The organism is Streptomyces sp. NPDC001744, assembly GCF_042892575.1.
GTDB lineage: Bacteria > Actinomycetota > Actinomycetes > Streptomycetales > Streptomycetaceae > Streptomyces.
The window spans coordinates 133,574-149,833 of the sequence record NZ_JBIAUG010000018.1 but is presented as its reverse complement, the minus strand read 5'-3'; the positions used below and the strand labels follow the sequence as shown (position 1 = coordinate 149,833).

The 16,260-nt window shown below is 74.6% G+C and carries 15 protein-coding genes; 4 read left to right on the top strand and 11 right to left on the bottom strand.

What is annotated here, in order from left to right:
* Window positions 1-70: 70 nt before the first annotated feature.
* Complete coding sequence (locus ACFYZY_RS21745) at window positions 71-817, bottom strand: lysophospholipid acyltransferase family protein (RefSeq protein WP_388696566.1); 747 nt, start codon at window positions 815-817, stop codon at window positions 71-73.
* Window positions 818-1,017: 200 nt separating this feature from the next.
* Here ACFYZY_RS21745 and ACFYZY_RS21740 point away from each other — a divergent pair, with 200 nt between their 5' ends.
* Both ACFYZY_RS21740 and ACFYZY_RS21735 read left to right on the top strand, forming a co-directional pair.
* Window positions 1,018-1,800 (top strand): alpha/beta hydrolase, encoded by a 783-nt coding sequence (locus ACFYZY_RS21740; protein WP_388696563.1) that lies wholly within the window; start codon window positions 1,018-1,020, stop codon window positions 1,798-1,800.
* A complete protein-coding gene (locus tag ACFYZY_RS21735) occupies window positions 1,793-2,506 on the top strand; it encodes a hypothetical protein (protein ID WP_388696561.1) in 714 nt (237 codons plus the stop codon). The genes ACFYZY_RS21740 and ACFYZY_RS21735 overlap by 8 nt, the downstream gene beginning before the upstream one ends.
* 3 nt (window positions 2,507-2,509) lie before the next feature.
* Here ACFYZY_RS21735 and ACFYZY_RS21730 read toward each other — a convergent pair whose 3' ends face one another.
* From ACFYZY_RS21730 to ACFYZY_RS21705, 6 genes are all read right to left on the bottom strand, one after another.
* Window positions 2,510-3,259, bottom strand: coding sequence for an endonuclease/exonuclease/phosphatase family protein (locus ACFYZY_RS21730; protein ID WP_388696559.1), 750 nt, complete (start codon window positions 3,257-3,259; stop codon window positions 2,510-2,512).
* An 87-nt stretch (window positions 3,260-3,346) separates the two neighbouring features.
* Window positions 3,347-4,288 (bottom strand): ROK family glucokinase, encoded by a 942-nt coding sequence (locus ACFYZY_RS21725; protein WP_388696557.1) that lies wholly within the window; start codon window positions 4,286-4,288, stop codon window positions 3,347-3,349.
* A gap of 66 nt (window positions 4,289-4,354) precedes the next feature.
* Window positions 4,355-4,795: a DUF5304 domain-containing protein gene (locus tag ACFYZY_RS21720; protein WP_388696556.1), complete on the bottom strand. Its 441-nt coding sequence runs from the start codon at window positions 4,793-4,795 to the stop codon at window positions 4,355-4,357.
* Window positions 4,796-4,871: 76 nt separating this feature from the next.
* Window positions 4,872-6,203, bottom strand: coding sequence for an ArsA-related P-loop ATPase (locus ACFYZY_RS21715; protein WP_388696555.1), 1,332 nt, complete (start codon window positions 6,201-6,203; stop codon window positions 4,872-4,874).
* Window positions 6,204-6,281: 78 nt separating this feature from the next.
* Entirely contained in the window at window positions 6,282-6,725 is a 444-nt protein-coding gene (locus ACFYZY_RS21710) for an SRPBCC family protein (RefSeq protein WP_388696554.1), read from the bottom strand.
* A gap of 115 nt (window positions 6,726-6,840) precedes the next feature.
* Complete coding sequence (locus tag ACFYZY_RS21705; protein WP_388696553.1) at window positions 6,841-7,608, bottom strand: metallophosphoesterase; 768 nt, start codon at window positions 7,606-7,608, stop codon at window positions 6,841-6,843.
* A 323-nt stretch (window positions 7,609-7,931) separates the two neighbouring features.
* On the opposite strand from ACFYZY_RS21705, the gene ACFYZY_RS21700 reads away from it, so the two are divergent.
* The gene (locus tag ACFYZY_RS21700; protein WP_388696552.1) at window positions 7,932-9,728 is read left to right on the top strand and encodes an AMP-dependent synthetase/ligase; all 1,797 of its coding nucleotides are present in this window, start codon (window positions 7,932-7,934) and stop codon (window positions 9,726-9,728) included.
* Window positions 9,729-9,824: 96 nt separating this feature from the next.
* On the opposite strand, the gene ACFYZY_RS21695 is transcribed toward ACFYZY_RS21700, so the two are convergent.
* Entirely contained in the window at window positions 9,825-10,967 is a 1,143-nt protein-coding gene (locus tag ACFYZY_RS21695) for a glycosyltransferase family 4 protein (RefSeq protein WP_388696550.1), read from the bottom strand.
* Window positions 10,968-11,052: 85 nt separating this feature from the next.
* Between ACFYZY_RS21695 and ACFYZY_RS21690 the strand changes: the two genes are divergently transcribed.
* Window positions 11,053-12,339 carry a glycosyltransferase 87 family protein gene (locus tag ACFYZY_RS21690; protein WP_388696547.1) on the top strand — a complete coding sequence of 429 codons (1,287 nt, stop codon included), beginning with the start codon at window positions 11,053-11,055 and terminating at the stop codon, window positions 12,337-12,339.
* Between the two features lie 33 nt (window positions 12,340-12,372).
* Here ACFYZY_RS21690 and ACFYZY_RS21685 read toward each other — a convergent pair whose 3' ends face one another.
* The 3 genes from ACFYZY_RS21685 to ACFYZY_RS21675 form a co-directional block, all read right to left on the bottom strand.
* Window positions 12,373-13,599: a hypothetical protein gene (locus ACFYZY_RS21685; protein WP_388696544.1), complete on the bottom strand. Its 1,227-nt coding sequence runs from the start codon at window positions 13,597-13,599 to the stop codon at window positions 12,373-12,375.
* A gap of 130 nt (window positions 13,600-13,729) precedes the next feature.
* Window positions 13,730-14,776, bottom strand: a complete 1,047-nt coding sequence (locus tag ACFYZY_RS21680; protein ID WP_388696542.1) for an NlpC/P60 family protein — start codon at window positions 14,774-14,776, stop codon at window positions 13,730-13,732.
* A 193-nt stretch (window positions 14,777-14,969) separates the two neighbouring features.
* On the bottom strand, window positions 14,970-16,037 hold the full coding sequence (locus tag ACFYZY_RS21675; RefSeq protein ID WP_388696539.1) for an NlpC/P60 family protein: 1,068 nt from the start codon (window positions 16,035-16,037) through the stop codon (window positions 14,970-14,972).
* Window positions 16,038-16,260 lie beyond the last annotated feature (223 nt).

Here is a 16,260-nt window from a genome sequence, read left to right as displayed (position 1 = left end):
CTCCCGGGGCCCCGTGCCCCGACCCCTCCGCGGACCCGTGTTCCGGGCCCCCGCACCGGCCCCGCGGGACCTACGCCCCGGCCTCCTCGCGGGCGGCGATCTCGGCCCTGACGGCCTCCTTGGCCGCCTTCTCCGCCTCCGCGATCTGCCGCTTGGCCGCGGTCGCGTAGATGTCCACGTACTCCTGGCCGGACAGCTTCATGATCTCGTACATGACCTCGTCGGTCACCGAGCGGAGGATGAAGCGGTCGCCCTCCATGCCCTGGTAGCGCGTGAAGTCCAGCGGCTTGCCGATCCGGATCCCCGGGCGCATCAGCTTGGGGACGACCTTGCCGGGCGGCTGGATCTTCTCGGTGTCGATCATGGCGACCGGGATCACGGGCGCGCCGGTGGCCAGGGCGACCCGCGCCAGGCCGCCGGGCTTGCCCCGGTAGAGGCGCCCGTCCGGCGAACGGGTGCCCTCCGGGTAGATGCCGAAGAGGCCGCCGCCCTCGATGACCTCGATGCCGGCCCTGATGGCGGCCTCGCCGGCGCCCCGGGCGCCCGAACGGTCCACCGGGAGCTGGCCGACGCCCTTGAAGAAGGCGGCGGTGAGCTTGCCCTTCACCCCGGGCGTGGTGAAGTACTCGGCCTTGGCGATGAAGGTGACCTTGCGGTCCAGGACGGCCGGAAGGAAGAAGGAGTCCGAGAACGACAGGTGGTTGCTCGCCAGGATCGCGGGGCCCTTGGCGGGAATGTTCTCCAGGCCCTCCACCCAGGGCCGGAAGGCGAGCTTCAGAGAGCCCCCGATGGAGAACTTCATTGCGCCGTAGATCAACTCGCCATGCCTTCCGTGTGCCGTGGCCATGACTTTATCCCGTACCGGCGCACGCCCCCCGTTACGGCCCTGGTCGGTGTCGGCCCGGTCGCGTACGGTGAAGGTCCTTCCCCAACCTTTCCGTCGCTTCGGCGCACCGAGGGCGCACCCCGGGGCGCACCCGAAGACGGACGCGAAGCCGAGCGAACAGGAGACCCCCGGTGCCGGTCCTTCCCGGAGCCGAGCCGTACCGCCGCGAGGGCGGAGACGTCGGCGTCCTTCTCTGTCACGGATTCACCGGTTCCCCGCAGTCGATGCGCCCGTGGGCCGAGTACCTGGCGGAGCACGGCCTGACGGTGTCGGTGCCGCTGCTGCCGGGGCACGGGACCCGCTGGCAGGACATGCGGCTCACCACCTGGCACGACTGGTACGCCGAGGTGGACCGGGCGCTGCGCGAGCTGCGGGAGCGGTGCGGGACCGTCTTCGTCTTCGGCCTCTCCATGGGCGGGGCGCTGGCGCTGCGGCTCGCCGCCCGGCACGGGGACGCGGTGCGGGGGCTCGTCCTCGTCAACCCGGGCAACAAGGTGCACGGCCTGGCCGCACACGCGCTGCCGGTCGTCCGGCACCTGGTCCCCACCACGAAGGGCGTCGCCAACGACATCGCCAAGGAGGGCGCGACCGAGGTCGGCTACGACCGGGTGCCGCTGCACGCGGCGCACTCCCTGCGCCGGTTCTTCCGCATGGTCGACGGGGAGCTGCCGCAGGTCACACAGCCGCTGGTGCTCCTGCACAGCCCGCAGGACCACGTGGTGCCGCCCGCCGACTCGGCCAGGATCCTGAGCCGGGTCTCCTCGACGGACGTCCGGGAGGTCCTGCTGGAACAGAGCTACCACGTGGCGACGTTGGACCATGACGCGGAGCGGATCTTCGACGAGAGCCTGGCCTTCGTCGAGCGTCTCGCCCCGGAGACGGCCGGCGGGAAGGGAAGCAGGAGCGGTGGCTGAGCAGCAGGACGGCGGAGAGCGGGAGCCCCGGCCCGTCGACGAGGAGGCGGCCTGGGCCGCGATCGTCGCCGGGTACGGCGAGGAGCCCGCGGACCCCCCGGGGACGAGACCGTTCCGGACCGTCGAGAACCTGTCCCTGCCGGAGCCGGAGGACGGCCCGGACGGCGGGAGCGGCGGGCCCGGGAGCGACAAGGGCGACAAGTTCCGGCCCGGCGGCGCCTCCGCCCCGGTGGCGGACGGCGCCCCGGGGACGGGCGGGAGGCCCGCGGCGGACGGGAGCCCGGAGGCCGGGTCCGAAGCGGACGGGGGGTCCGGGCCGGGCCCGGAGGGGCCCGCGCTCGGCAGCTCGATCGTGTTCGCGCCCGGAGTGCGGCCCGCCGGGCCCCGGGACTACTCCCCCGCCGGACCCGACGCCCCGGACGGACCCGGCGGCGGGCCGGGCGACTCCGAGGAGGGCCACTTCGTCCCGCCGGAGCCGCCCCCGCTGCCGGAGGCGGACGCGACGGCCAAGTTCGCCTGGCTCGGCGTGGTCGGCGGCCCGGTGCTGCTGCTGCTGGCCGTCCTGCTCCGGTGGGACATGACCTGGTGGCTGACGACGCTCTGCGTGGGCGGTTTCCTGGGCGGTTTCGCGACCCTGGTGGCGCGCATGAAGCACGACGACGAGGACGACGGCTTCGACGACCCGGGCCGCGGGGCGGTCGTGTAGGGCTCAGCCGGAGGAGGCGGGCACGCGGACCGCCGCGAGCACCGGAAGGTGGTCGGTGGCGGCCCGCAGGTCCGCCGGGTCCGGGTCCGGCGGGACCCCGCAGCCCAGGAACTCGACGCCCGGGGTCGCGAGGACCGCGTCGATGCGCTGGTGCAGATCGCCGGGGGTCGAGGTGAACTCGCCGCCCCACGGGGCGACGGCCCAGCCGTCCCGCAGCTCTCCGGTGAGCCGGGTGAAGGCGGGGCCGCCGGGACGCTCGTTGAGGTCGCCGGCGACGAGGACGTGCGGGGTGCCGAGCGCGGCGACCCGGTCGAGGACCATGCCCGCCTGGGCGTACCGCTCGTCCTTCCGCAGGCTCAGGTGACAGCTGATCAGCCCGACCCGGGCTCCGGCGAAGCGGACGACCGCGGTCGCCAGGCCCCTGCGGTGCAGCCCCGGGGTGAGCGGCAGCAGGACGTCCTCGGTGCGTTCCACGGTGGCCCGCAGGGAGCAGAGCAGCAGCGGTCCCGCCGCGGTGGCGCCGCCGCTCAGGACGACGAGGTCGCTCCGGGCGGCGAGCCGGGCGGCGTGCTTGCGCCAGCGGAAGAAACGCGGGGCCTCCTGGACGAAGACGACGTCGGGGGCGCAGGCCCGGATCACCCGGACGAGGGCGTCCTCGTCGTCGCGCATCGAGCGGACGTTGTAGCTCAGCACCCGGAGGACGGCCGAACCGTCCTCCTCGGTGCGGGAGTCGGGCAGCTCAGTGATCGCCATGCCGGTCAACATACGACGCCCGCCCGCCGCGCCCCGGGGGGACGCGGCGGGCGGGCGTCGTACGGCCTTCACATGCCTTCGTACGGGTCAGCCCTGGCGGGCCAGGTCCGCCGCGCCGACCAGTCCGGCCTTGTTGCCGAGCCGGGCCGCGAGGACCTGCGCGTGCGGACGCCACTGACCGCCGATCAGCCAGCGGCGGAAGGACTTGCGGATCGGGTCGAGGACGAGGTCGCCCTCGTCCGAGACGCCGCCGCCGACGATGAACGCCGAGGGGTCGAAGAGTGAGGCCAGGTCGGCGAGGCCGGCACCGGCCCAGCGGGCCAGCTCGCGGAAGGAGTCCACGGCGACCGGGTCGCCGGCGCGGGCGGCCTGGCTGACGTGCCGTCCCTCGATGCCCTCGGGGGTGCCGTCGCCGAAGCCCAGCAGGAGTTCGGCGTTCTCCGGGGTGGCCGCGGCGCGCTGCCGGGCGTACCGGACGAGGGCGCGCCCGGAGGCGTACTGCTCCCAGCAGCCCTGGCTGCCGCAGCCGCACAGCAGGCCGTCCGGGACGACCCGGATGTGGCCGAACTCGGCCGCCACGCCGAAGCGTCCGCGGCGCAGCTTGTTGCCGATGATGATGCCGCCGCCGAGGCCGGTGCCGAGGGTGATGCAGATGACGTCCTCGTGGCCCTGGCCCGCGCCGAACCGGTACTCGCCCCAGGCGGCCGCGTTGGCGTCGTTCTCGACCACGACGGGCAGGCCGACGCGCTGCTCGACCTTGTCCTTCAGCGGCTCGTGCCGCCAGTCGATGTTGGGCGCGAAGAGGACGGTCGCCCGCTTGTCGTCCACGTAGCCGGCGGCGCCGATGCCCACGGCCTCGATCGGGTGGCCCTTGCCGGCCTCGGAGACCGCCGTGCTGATCGCGTCGACGATGCCTTCGGGGGTCGGCGGGGTGGGCACCTTGTGCGTGTCGAGGATCGTGCCCTCCTCGTCGACCACGCCGGCCGCGATCTTCGTGCCGCCGATGTCGACGCCGATGGTGAGTCCCATGTGTCCCTCAGTTTTCGGTCGAGCCCCGCTAGGGCCCACCGTACCCGAGGGCGGGGCGCGCCCCGGTCAGTCCAGGTCGATGTGCTGCCCGGTCCCCGGGCCCCCGCCGTCCTCGCGGGGAGCCCCGGAATTCCGGGGCGGGGGGTCCGCGGGGGCGGTTCCGCCCCGGGTCCAGCGGCTCTCGTGGCCCTCCACGGCGGAACGGTAGGCGGCGAGGAGTTCGCCGCCTGCGGCGGCGAGGTGGTCGAAGACCTGCGGGTTGCGCTCGACGACGGGTTCGACGGCGGCCTTCGCCCGGTCGACGAACCGCCGGACGGTCTGCTCGGCCCCGGCCGCGAGGAGCGGGTTCCCGATGCCTTCGGAGACCTTGTCCGCGACGGCCTCGAAGAGCCTGCGGAACTCCTCGGCGGCCGATCCGGGTCCGGCTCCCCGCTCGGCCCGGCGGCGGGCCTTCTCCGCCTCCAGGTCCTCGGCGCACGCCTCGGCCCAGGCGTCGGGATCGCTCATGGGGCACTCCTCGGTCGGCTGGTGCTCCGACGGTACACGGACGCGGGCGGGCGCGGGCGCCGTCGGCGGGCGCGCCTCACGGGGTGCGGGGCCAGAGTCCGGGGTCGGGCGTGAAGCGGACGCGGAGGTACCCGTCCACGAGCCCGGCGCCGGTGACGGAGCAGCGGCGCAGGACGGCGGGCAGGGGGACGTTGCGGCGGAACGGTCCCGCACCCAGCAGCAGCTCGTCGCCGCGCCGGACGAGGGAGAGCTCCTCCTTGACGGCGCCGGGCAGGGCGAGGTGCCAGACGAGGACGCCGTCCTCCTCCCGCCGGTCCTCGACGTCCCACGCGGGTACGGGCGCGGGCGCGGTCCCGGTCGCGGCGGGGGCGAGGAGGGCGAGGTCGCCGGCCCCGCGCGGCGTCCGGCCGAGGTGCGGGAGTTCGTGCAGGACGTCGCCGGCGACGGCGCGCAGCTCCTCCAGGTGCCGGTGCCGTTCGGCGGCCAGTCCGGCGAGCCAGGGGTCCCGGGAACCGGCGGGCGGCAGCCGGTTGGCGACGACGGCTTCGAGGGGGAGCCGGTGGAGGGCGAGGCCGAGCCGGGCGGTGCGCAGGGCGCGGGTGGCGGCGGGTCCGGGTTCGAGGACGATCCGGACGGTGGTGGCGGGGTCCTCCACGACGGCCTGGACCGCGGCGAGTCCGGCCTCCCAGCGGGCGGTGGTCCCGTACAGCCACTGCGCGGGCATGGGGACCCCGGCGAGCTGGGCGAGCATCGGGCGCAGGGCGCGGGCGGCCTGCCGTTCCGGGGGCAGCAGCCGGCGCAGGTAGCGGCGGAGCTGTTCGGGCAGGGCGAGGGCGGCGAGGGCTTCGGGGAGCGGGGGCAGGTCGACGACGGCGAGGTCGTGGTCGCCCTCGGCGGCCTCGCGGAGGGAGCGGAGCAGGGCGAAGGCGCGGCTGCCGGGGAGTTCGGTGAGTTCGGCGTCCTCGAAGGGCGCGGCGCCGAGCAGGTCGAGGGCGGCGCCGGAACGGGCCTGGAGGGCGAGGAACTCGCGGCGGAAGTCGGCGGCGGGCGCGGGCCGCAGGACGCGGAGGCTCCCCCCGCCCGGAAGCCGCCCGGTCGGGAGCCCTCCGCCCGGGAGGCCGTCGCCCGGAAGGTCCTCGTCCGGAGGCCCTCCGCCCGGAAGATCCGCGGTCCGGAACTCCACGGGCTCCACGGATCCCACGGCCTCCCCGTGCCCTCCGGCTTCCACGGCCTCCCCGTGCCCTCCGGCTTCCACGGCCTCCCCGTGCCCTCCGGCTTCCACGGCCTCCCCGGCGTCCTCGGAGACGAGCAGGACCCGGCGCCCGGCCCGCGCCTCGGCGAGGGCGGTCGCGGCGGCGACGGTGGTGCGCCCGGCGCCGCCGAGGCCGGTGACAAGGATGATCCGCATGCGGAGGACGCTACCGCCCGCCCGGACCGGCGGACGCCGGGGGCCGCGCCCCGCCGTGCTCCCCCCGCCGCACGGCCCCTACGCGCCGGTCTCGACGCGCTTCTTCAGGCCGGCCAGGGCACGGTCGATGATGACCTTCTCGGCCTTGCGCTTGATCATGCCGAGCATGGGGATCTTGACGTCGACGGTCAGCTGGTAGGTGACCTCGGTGCGCCTGCCGCCGTCGAGCGGGGCGAGCCGGTAGGAGCCGTCGAGGGAGCGGAGCATCTGGGACCTGACCAGCGTCCAGTCGACCTCGTCGTCACCGGTCCAGGTGTAGGCGAGGGTGTGGTCGTCCTTGATCGCGCCCGCGTCGAGGAGCAGCCGGACCTTCTCCGCGCGGCCGGCGGCGTCCGTCTCCAGGACCTCGGCCTCCTTCACCTCGCCCGTCCACTCGGGGTAGCGGGCGAAGTCGGCGATCACGCCCATGACGTCGGCCGGCGCCGCCTCGATGGTGATGCTCGAGCTGGTGTGTTCGGCCATCGCGGTGGCTCCTCCACTGTGCGGTCCGGCGGAAGTCAGGGGCACAGACGTGCCGACGGAAGGCTATCGCGCCCGGAGCCGGGCCCGGCACGGGAAGAGGCGGGGCCGGGCGGGGTCACCACTCCAGGACGAAGGGTCTGCCGGCCGAGGCGAAGTGGCCGACGTTCACGCACTCGGTGGCGGCGATCCGCATCCGCCGGACCAGCGGCTGGTGGACGTGGCCGAAGAGGGCGTAGCGGGGCCGGGTGCGCCGGATCGCGTCGAGCAGGGCCCGGCTGCCGCGCTCGAAACGGCGGGCCACCGTGTCGTAGGTCAGCTCGGCCACGTCCGGCGGTATGTGGGAGCAGAGGACGTCGACCTCGCCGAGGGCCTCGACCTTCGCCGCGTACTCCTCGTCGGAGATCTCGTACGGGGTGCGCATCGGGGTGCGCAGGCCGCCGCCGACGAAGCCGAAGACGAGGCCGCCGATCTCGGCCCGCCGCCCGTCGAGGACGGTCGTCCCGGGGCGGGCGAACTCGGGCCAGAGCCGGGGGAGGTCCACGTTCCCGTAGGTGGCGTACGTGGGGGTGGGGAAGGCCGCGAAGAGTTCGGCGTACTGGCGGCGCACGGCGGCCTCGACGGCGGTCTCGCGGTCGACGTCGAGCGCGGCCCAGAGGCGGCGGCCGAACTCGCGGGCCTCGTCGAAGCGGCGGGCGGTGCGCAGCTCGACGATCCGGTCGGCGTTCTCGGTGCCGAACAGGTCGGGGAAGATCCCCCGGGAGTGGTCGGCGTAGTCCAGGAAGAGGACCAGGTCCCCCAGGCATATCAGGGCGTCGGCACCCTCCCCCGCCACGGCGAGGTCTGCGGAATTGCCGTGTACGTCACTGACCACGTGGACTCGCATGGACCCACCTTAGGGGGGCGTCCCGCGAAGCGGGCGGGGTCCGGCCGGACCCGGCCCGATCCGGTCAGCCGCACGGCTTCCGGCCGCCCTACCTGCGGTTACTTCCGAGTCGGGAACGCGGTGGATTACTGTGCGCAGAGCACCGTCACGGGTGTGTGACGCAGGGAACATCTGGCCGGGACCCCCTATCGGGAACCATGTACTGGTGGGTAACGTCCGGGCAGTCCAGTCGTGCTCACCCCACTGAGCACCCGCCCGGACATGGACTACACCGGTGCATCACACAGAGCCGTGGCGCCGGCGCCCGATGAGGAGCAGCAGTCTTGCGCGAGTTCAGCCTTCCGGCCCTGTACGAGGTCCCCACGGACGGCAACCTGACGGATCTCATCCGCCGCAACGCCTCCCAGCACCCAGACGTCGCCGTGATGGGGCGCAAGACCGACGGCGTCTGGACGGACGTCACCGCCACGGAGTTCCTCGCCGAGGTCCGGGGCGCCGCCAAGGGGCTGATCGCCGCCGGCGTGGAGCCGGGCGACCGGGTCGCGCTGCTCTCCCGCACGCGGTACGAGTGGGTGCTCCTGGACTTCGCGATCTGGAGCGCGGGCGCGGTGACCGTGCCGGTGTACGAGACCAGCTCGCCGGAGCAGATCCGGTGGATCCTGGGCGACTCGGGCGCGAAGCTCGTCCTGGTGGAGAGCGCGGCCCACGAGGAGGCGGTGGCCTCCGTCCGGGAGTACCTGCCGGAGCTCACGGGCGTGTGGCGGATCGAGGACGACGCCGTCGCGCGGCTCACCGCCGACGGGGCCGGCGTCTCCGACGAACTGCTGGACGGGCGCATGTCGGCGGCGACCGCCGACGACCCGGCGACGATCGTCTACACCTCGGGCACGACGGGCCGTCCCAAGGGCTGCGTCCTGACCCACCGGGCCTTCTTCGCCGAGTGCGGCAACGTGGTGGAGCGGCTGAAGCCCCTCTTCCGCACGGGCGAGTCGTCGGTGCTGCTCTTCCTGCCCGCCGCGCACGTCTTCGGCCGGCTGATCGAGGTGGCCTCGGTGATGGCCCCGATCCGCCTGGGCTGTCTGCCCGACATCAAGACCCTGACGGACGAGCTGGCCTCGTTCCGGCCGACGCTGATCCTGGGCGTGCCCCGGGTCTTCGAGAAGGTCTACAACTCGGCGCGGGCGAAGGCGCAGGCCGACGGCAAGGGCAAGATCTTCGACAGGGCCGCGCACACGGCCATCGCGTACAGCCGGGCGCTGAGCACCCCGCAGGGCCCCTCCTTCGGCCTGCGGCTGAAGCACGGGCTCTTCGACAAGCTGGTGTACGGGAAGCTGCGGGCGGTGCTCGGCGGGCGCGGGGAGTACGCGATCTCGGGCGGCGCGCCGCTGGGCGAGCGGCTCGGCCACTTCTTCCGGGGCATCGGCTTCACGGTCCTGGAGGGCTACGGCCTGACGGAGTCGTGCGCGGCGACCGCGTTCAACCCGTGGGACCGCCCGAAGATCGGCACGGTCGGCCAGCCGCTGCCCGGTTCCGTGGTGCGGATCGCCGACGACGGCGAGGTGCTGCTGCACGGCGAGCACGTCTTCTCGGGGTACTGGAACAACGAGGCGGCGACGGCCGAGGCGCTGGCGGACGGCTGGTTCCACACGGGCGACATCGGCACCCTCGACGAGGACGGCTACCTCGCGATCACCGGCCGGAAGAAGGAGATCCTGGTCACGGCGGGCGGCAAGAACGTCGCCCCGGCGGTCATCGAGGACCGCATCCGGGCGCACGCCCTGGTCGCGGAGTGCATGGTGGTCGGCGACGGGCGCCCGTTCGTGGGCGCGCTCGTCACGATCGACGAGGAGTTCCTCGGCCGCTGGGCCGCCGAGCACGGCAAGCCGGCCGGTTCGACGGCGGCCTCCCTGTGCGAGGACGCGGAGCTCCTGGCGGAGGTCCAGCGGGCGGTCGACGACGGCAACGCGGCGGTCTCCAAGGCGGAGTCGGTCCGCAAGTTCCGCGTCCTGCCCGCCCAGTTCACGGAGGAGGCGGGTCACATCACCCCGTCCCTGAAGCTGAAGCGGAACGTGGTGGCGAAGGACTTCGCGGACGAGATCGAGGCGCTCTACCGGGGCTGAGCCCGGACGCGACGCGGAGGAGGGGCCCGGGGCGAACGTTCGCCCCGGGCCCCTCCTCCGCGTGGTTCGCGCGCTTCCCGTGAGTTCGCGCCCGTCTCAGAGCAGCTCGCGCAGCCGCTCCGCCAGCAGGTCCCAGCGCCACCGCTCCTCGACCCAGGCCCGGCCCCGCTCGCCCATGCGGGCGCGCAGGCCGGGGTCGAGGAGGAGGGTGGTGACGCGGTCGGCGGTGTCCTCGGGGGAGCCGCCCCGGACGACCCAGCCGGTCTCGCCGTCGAGAACGGCGTCGGGGGCGCCCCCGGAGTCGCCCGCGACGACGGGCAGGCCGGTGGCGGACGCCTCCAGGTAGACGATGCCGAGGCCCTCGACGTCCAGGCCGCCGCGCCGGGTGCGGCAGGGCATGGCGAAGACGTCGCCGGCGCCGTAGTGGGCGGGCAGCTCCGCCCAGGGGACGGCCCCGGTGAACCGTACGGATCCGGCCACGCCCGTCTCGGCGGCGAGACGGCGCAGGTCCTTCTCGTACGGGCCGCCGCCGACGATCAGGAGGACGGCGTCCGGAACCCCGCTCAGGATCCGCGGCAGGGCCCTGATCAGCGTGTCCTGGCCCTTGCGGGGGACGAGCCGGGAGACGCAGACCACGACGGGGCGGTCGCTGAGCCCGAGCCGGGCGCGGACCTCGGCGCCGCCCGAACCGGGGTGGAAGGTCTTCTCGTCCACGCCGGGCGGAAGCTGGACCATCCGGCCGGCGGCGGCGGGCGTGAGGGCCGCCGCGATCCGGGACCGGGTGTACTCGCCGAGGTAGGTGACCGTGTCCGTGCCCTCGCCGATGCGGCGGAGCAGCTGCCGGGAGCCGGGGAGCTGGGCCCAGCCGGCCTCGTGGCCGTGGGTGGTGGCGACCAGGCGCCGGGCGCCCGCCCGCCGCAGGGCCGGGGCCATCAGGCCGAGCGGGGCGGCGGCGCCGAACCACACGGACTCGCAGCCGTGCTCGCGCAGCAGCGCGGTGGCGCGGGCGGTGACCCGGGGGGTGGGCAGCAGCATGGTGGTGCGGTCCCGGACGACCGTGAAAGGCTGTTCGGCGTCGAACGCGGCCGTCGCCTCGGTCCCCTCGCGGCCGTGTTTCCAGGTGGAGGCGTAGACCACGACCCGCCGGGGGTCCAGGCGCAGGGCCATGTTGTGCAGGAAGGCCTGGATTCCCCCGGGACGCGGCGGGAAGTCGTTGGTTACGATCAGGGTCTTGTGCATCGGGGCCGACAGTACGCGATCACATCCTCCGCCCGGCACCACCACCCCTCCCGCGCCAGCGGGCCGACAGAACAAGGACGAGACAGTGACGACGGGCGCAGCGGGCAACGGATCACGCGCGGACCTGCGACTTCCCCTCGGGCTCTGGGGCCTCAGCCGGACGCTCCTCCTGCTGGTCGTGTTCAAGGTCGTGGTGATCCCCGGCCCGGACATCACCTTCGACATCGAGGACATCTACCAGGGCTGGTACGACGTCCTGCGGACCGGCACGTACCCGCTGGACGACGTCACCTGGCAGTACCCGCCGGCCGCCGCGTTCGCGGTCCTCTCCCCCGCGCTGCTGCCGTTCCTCGGCTACTCGGCCGCCTTCTTCGTCCTCGCGCTCCTCTGCGACGCGCTGGTCTTCGGCCTGCTGCTCCACACCGGCCGCCGGGCGGGCCGGACGACCCGGGGCGCCTGGTTCTGGCTGGCGGGCGTCCCGCTGCTCGGCCCGATCACGTACGCCCGGTACGACGTGATGGTGACCGCCGTCGCGGTGGCGGGCCTGCTCGCGGCCGGCCGGAGCCCGCGCGTGCTCGGCGCGCTGGCCGGCTTCGGCGCGGTCCTGAAGGTGTGGCCGGTGCTGATCCTCGCGGGCACCCCCAAGGGACGGGCGACGTTCCGCTCGTGGCCGGCGGCGGTGGGCGCGGCGGCGGCGGTGCTGGCGTTCTGCGTGCTGTGGATGCCGGGGGCGCTGGCCTTCCTCTCCTTCCAGCGGGACCGGGGCACCGAGGTCGAGTCCCTGGGCTCGATGGTCTTCCACGTCGCCCGGCACTTCGGCTGGGAGGGCGAGGCGCGGATGAACTACGGCTCGATCGAGTTCCTCGGGCCGTACGTGTCCACGGTCTCCACGGCCGCGATGGTGCTCACGTTCGCCGCGTTCGGCTGGCTGCTGCTGTGGCGGGTCAGGGCGCGCCGCTTCACCTCGTCGACGGTGGCGGACGCGGCCTTCGTGGCGGTGCTGCTGTTCACGCTGACGAGCCGGGTGCTCTCCCCGCAGTACATGCTGTGGCTGGTCGGCCTGGCGGCGGTGTGCCTGGCCTTCCGGTCGAGCGGGATGGAGCGGCCCGCGCACCTGGTGCTCCTGGCGGCGGCGGTGACGCAGTTCGAGTTCCCGGTGTGGTTCTCGCACGTGACGCGGAGCGATCCGCTGGGCATGGCGGTGCTGTTCACGCGGAACGGCCTGCTGATCGCCGCCGCCGCCCTCGCCTGCCGGATCCTGTGGCGGGAGACGGTCACGGAGCCGCGCCCCGCCGGTGTCCCGGCCATTCCCGCGCAGGCGGGCCACCCGGACCGCGAGAGGACCGGTAAGACCCTGACCGGCTCGCGCTGAGGCCGGCCGTCCCCGGCCCTCGGGGAGCCGGGTCTAGTCGAGCTGCTCCTGGACGTACACGCGCCACTCCCGCGTGAAGTCCTCCGGCGTGGTGCCCAGGACCTCGTGGAGCGCCTTCTCCACGGCGCCCTTGCGGCCCGGGTGCGCGCCCACCGCCCGGTAGAAGGCCGTCAGCTTCTCCTCGCTCCAGCGGTCCGCGATCATCCGGCAGGCCAGCCAGCCGCCCTCATAGGCCCGCGCCAGGGCCTCCGCGTCGCCGCCGAAGGCGAAGTCGGCGTCCTCCGGGAGCCGGGCGGGCGGGCCGTCGTCGTGGACCGCGCGGGTCAGCTCGGGGGCGGCCTGGACGGGGGTGCGGTCGGCGTCCCGGTAGGCGATCCAGTCGGCGAAGCCCTCGGAGAGCCAGACCGGGGTCGAGGGGGTGGTGTGGGCCCGGGTGGCGACGTGGACGGTCTCGTGGGTGAGGACGAGCTGCCGGCCGAAGTCACCGAGGACGCCGTACGCCTCGGGGTTGACGATCACCCGGTCCGCGGGCGCGTCCGTCCCGCCCGCCGTCTCGCCGGTGGTGACGGCCGCTATGCCCCGGTAGGAGCTTCCCGGCTCCCCCAGCAGCTCCCCCATCGCGTTCAGCGAGCCGGGGACGAGGACGACCACGCGGCGGGCCCAGTCCGGGTGCCAGGCCCCCGCGACGGCGGGGACCGCCCGGTCGGCCGCCGCGGCGATCTCCCGGAGCCGGGCCGGTTCCTGGCCGACGCCGAGGACGAGGGAGCGGGCGCCCCGGACGGCGGCGACGTCCCCCTGCTCCCACAGCTGCCGGGGCGTGCCCTTCGCGGGCCGCTCGCCGGTCACGTACCAGCGTCCGTCCCGCTCGGCGAGGTCCAGGACGCGGGCCCCGGTGACGGGCCGCCGGTCGTAGCCCCGGAGCCGGTGGCCGAGCTCCGCGCGGACGGTGGCCCGGCCGGGGGCGGCGCGGTCGACGCCGGTGACCCGGTACGACCAGCCCTCCAGCGGCACCGCCGCCAGCCGCCGGTAGAGGACGAGGCCGGCCGGGGCGTACGCGGGGTCGAGGGCGGCCCGGTATCCGGGCTCGTCGCGGGCCAGGAGGGCCCTGGCGTGCCGGTCCAGGAGCGTCTGGATCTCCCGGGCGGCCGTGTCGGTGGGCCCTCCGGTCCTCGCACAGCCGACCAGGCCCGTCAGGGCGAGCAGGAGGACCGACAGACAGAGAGCTGTCGGCCGTCGCGTTCCGCACCTCTGACCTGCCACGCATCCGATCGTACGATCCGAACGGCCGTCGCGGGGTCCGGCCGGGCGGGACGGCCCCGGACGGAACCCGGCGCGGCCCCGGACGGGACGGAGCCGGGACCCGGCGCGGGACGGGGCCCGCGCGCCCGGCTCAGACCCGGGTCACCGTCGCGTGCGACATCATGCCCACCGGGTCGTAGCGCACCCGCGCGCCCGGGTAGGGAGCATGGATGACCTGCCCGTTCCCGGCGTAGAGGGCCACGTGGCTGGCGTCGCCCCGGTACGTGACGAGGTCACCGGGCCGCGCCTCCGAGAGGGGGACCCGGCGGCCCGCGTACCGCTGCGCGGCGGAGGTGCGCGGCAGGCCGACCCCGGCCTGCCGGTACGCCCAGACCGTCAGGCCCGAGCAGTCGAAGGCGGAGGGGCCGGTCGCGCCCCACACGTACGGCCTGCCGATCGCGCTGCGGGCGGCGGCCAGCGCGGCGGCGGCCCGGGAGGAGACCGGGCCGGAACCGGCCGGGAGCGGCCCGTAGGCGGGGCCGCTCCCGGCGTTCTCCCCGCCGGGGCCGGTCCCGCGGCCGCCGTCGCGGGAGGCGCGGTCGAGGCCGGCGCGCTCCACGGGGGTGAGGGAGGCGAGCACCCGGCGGGCCTCGGCGAGCTTCCCCTCCACGGCGCGCTTGTGACGGGCGACCTCGTCCCGGCCGCGCTCCAGCTCGGCGAGGGCCGCGCGGCCCTCGCTCCGCAGCTGCTCCAGGCGGCGCTGTTCCCGCCGGAGGGCGCCGAGCGCGTCGTTCTGGCGGTCGGTGGCCCGGTCGAGGGCGGAGGCCCGTTCGAGGTAGCTGTCCGGGTCGGAGGAGAGCAGCAGGGCGAGGGCGGGGTCCATGCCCCCGGAGCGGTACTGGGCCCCGGCGACCGCGCCGAGGACGCTCCGCATGCGGTTGACCCGCTCCTGGCCCCGGGCGAGGCCGTCCTGGGCCCGGGAGACCGTCCGGCGCAGCGCGTCCGCCTTCTCGTCCGCCCGGTGGTAGGCCTCCGTGGCCCGTTCCGCCTCCGCGAAGAGGCGGTCGACCGCGGCCCGGGCGGTCTCGGTGCCGGCCCCCGGGTCGGCGCTCGCGGGGACGGCCCCGAGGGACGCCGCGGCGGTGGCCGCGGCGGCGGTGAGGACGGTGACCCTGGCGGATCGGCGGTGGGACGCCACGGATCGCGCTCCGTTCGGCTCGACGCGGACTGGCGCGGCAGACAGTAGCCGCTGCCACGACCGCGTCCAACGAGCGCGACGGGCACGCACAGTGACGCCCCGCCGGAGACCACAGGTCACCGGCGGGGCGTCGGGTCCGTTCCGTTCGCGGCGAACCACCCGTTCGGGCGGCATGCCGCGCGGGTCGGCGGGATCAGCCGCCGACGCGGACGCCGAACTGGAAGGTGCCCATGTAGTCCATGGACTCGTAGCGGACGAAGGCGCCCGGCTTGGGGGCGTGCAGGATCGTGTTGTTGCCCGCGTAGAGGCCCACGTGCGACAGGCCGTTGAAGAAGACCAGGTCGCCCGGCTGGAGCTGGCTGCGGCCGATCTTCGTGCCGTCGTTCTGCTGGGTGTAGGTGACGCGGCTGATCCGGGCGCCCGCCTGGCGGTAGGCCCACTGGGTCAGGCCGGAGCAGTCGTACGAGTTGGGGCCCTCCTCGCCGGAGGCGTACGCCTTGCCGATCTGGGTGGCGGCGGCGGCGAGCGCCTTGCCGGCGAGGCCGCTCACGTTGCTCACGTCGACCGGGGCACCGCCGCCGGTCAGGTCGGTGCGCTGGCCGGCGGCGCGGCTGGCCCGCTCCTCCTTCTCCCGCTCCTCCTGCTTCAGCCTGTCCTGCTCGGCCTTGGTGAGGGTGTCGAGGAGCTTGCGGGCCTCGGCGAGCTTGCCCTGGAACTTCTGCTTCTTCTCGCCGAGGGTCTTGCGGACGTCCTCGAGGTCGGCGAGCTTCGCGGTGGCCTCGGCGCGCTGCTGCGCGAGCGTGCGCTGCTTGGCCTGGATCGAGGTGAGCACGTCGGCCTGCTGGGCGCTCAGCTGGTCGATCGCGGACGCCTTGTCGAGGTAGGTGTCCGGGTCGGCGGAGAGGAAGAGCTGGAGCGCCGGGTCGATGCCGCCGGAGCGGTACTGGGCGCTGGCGACCGAACCGATCTGGTCGCGCAGGACGTTGAGCTCCTGCTGGCCGCGGGCCACCTTGTCCTGGAGGTCGCCGACCTCCTTCTGCAGCTCGCCGCGGCGCTCGTCGGCCTGGTTGTACTGCTCCGTGGCCTCCTCGGCCTCGTGGTGCAGCTTGTCGACCTTCGACTTGACCTCGTCGATCTTGGGCTTGGCTGGGGCCGCCTGGGCGCCGGACTGGGCGGTGAAGGCGACGGCCGCGGCCGCGGTCACCGTGAGCACGGTCACGCGGGTGCGGCTCGGCTGCTTGGGTCGACGGTGGGACGCCACGAAGGCGAGCTCCTTCTTCCTCAGAGCCGCCCGGCCGGTCAGGGGCGGGCGGTTCCTCCGCCGTCACCCCGGATGGGTGATCAACCGCGCGAAGGTTCGAGCCCTGACCCTAGTGACCAAGTTGTGATCAGTTCAAATCCCGACGGCAAAAATCTCGCTCACCCGGCACTTTGTTCACACCCACCGTACGGGCAGTGAGGGGTACTTGACGGTGTGCCGTCCA

Bases quoted from the DNA above. Each gene is read 5' to 3' on its own strand.
- ACFYZY_RS21730 (WP_388696559.1), bottom strand. From the start codon at position 3,259: ATGGCGATCACTGAGCTGCCCGACTCCCGCACCGAGGAGGACGGTTCG.
- ACFYZY_RS21725 (WP_388696557.1), bottom strand. From the start codon at position 4,288: ATGGGACTCACCATCGGCGTCGACATCGGCGGCACGAAGATCGCGGCC.
- ACFYZY_RS21720 (WP_388696556.1), bottom strand. From the start codon at position 4,795: ATGAGCGATCCCGACGCCTGGGCCGAGGCGTGCGCCGAGGACCTGGAG.
- ACFYZY_RS21715 (WP_388696555.1), bottom strand. From the start codon at position 6,203: ATGCGGATCATCCTTGTCACCGGCCTCGGCGGCGCCGGGCGCACCACC.
- ACFYZY_RS21710 (WP_388696554.1), bottom strand. From the start codon at position 6,725: ATGGCCGAACACACCAGCTCGAGCATCACCATCGAGGCGGCGCCGGCC.
- ACFYZY_RS21705 (WP_388696553.1), bottom strand. From the start codon at position 7,608: ATGCGAGTCCACGTGGTCAGTGACGTACACGGCAATTCCGCAGACCTC.
- ACFYZY_RS21695 (WP_388696550.1), bottom strand. From the start codon at position 10,967: ATGCACAAGACCCTGATCGTAACCAACGACTTCCCGCCGCGTCCCGGG.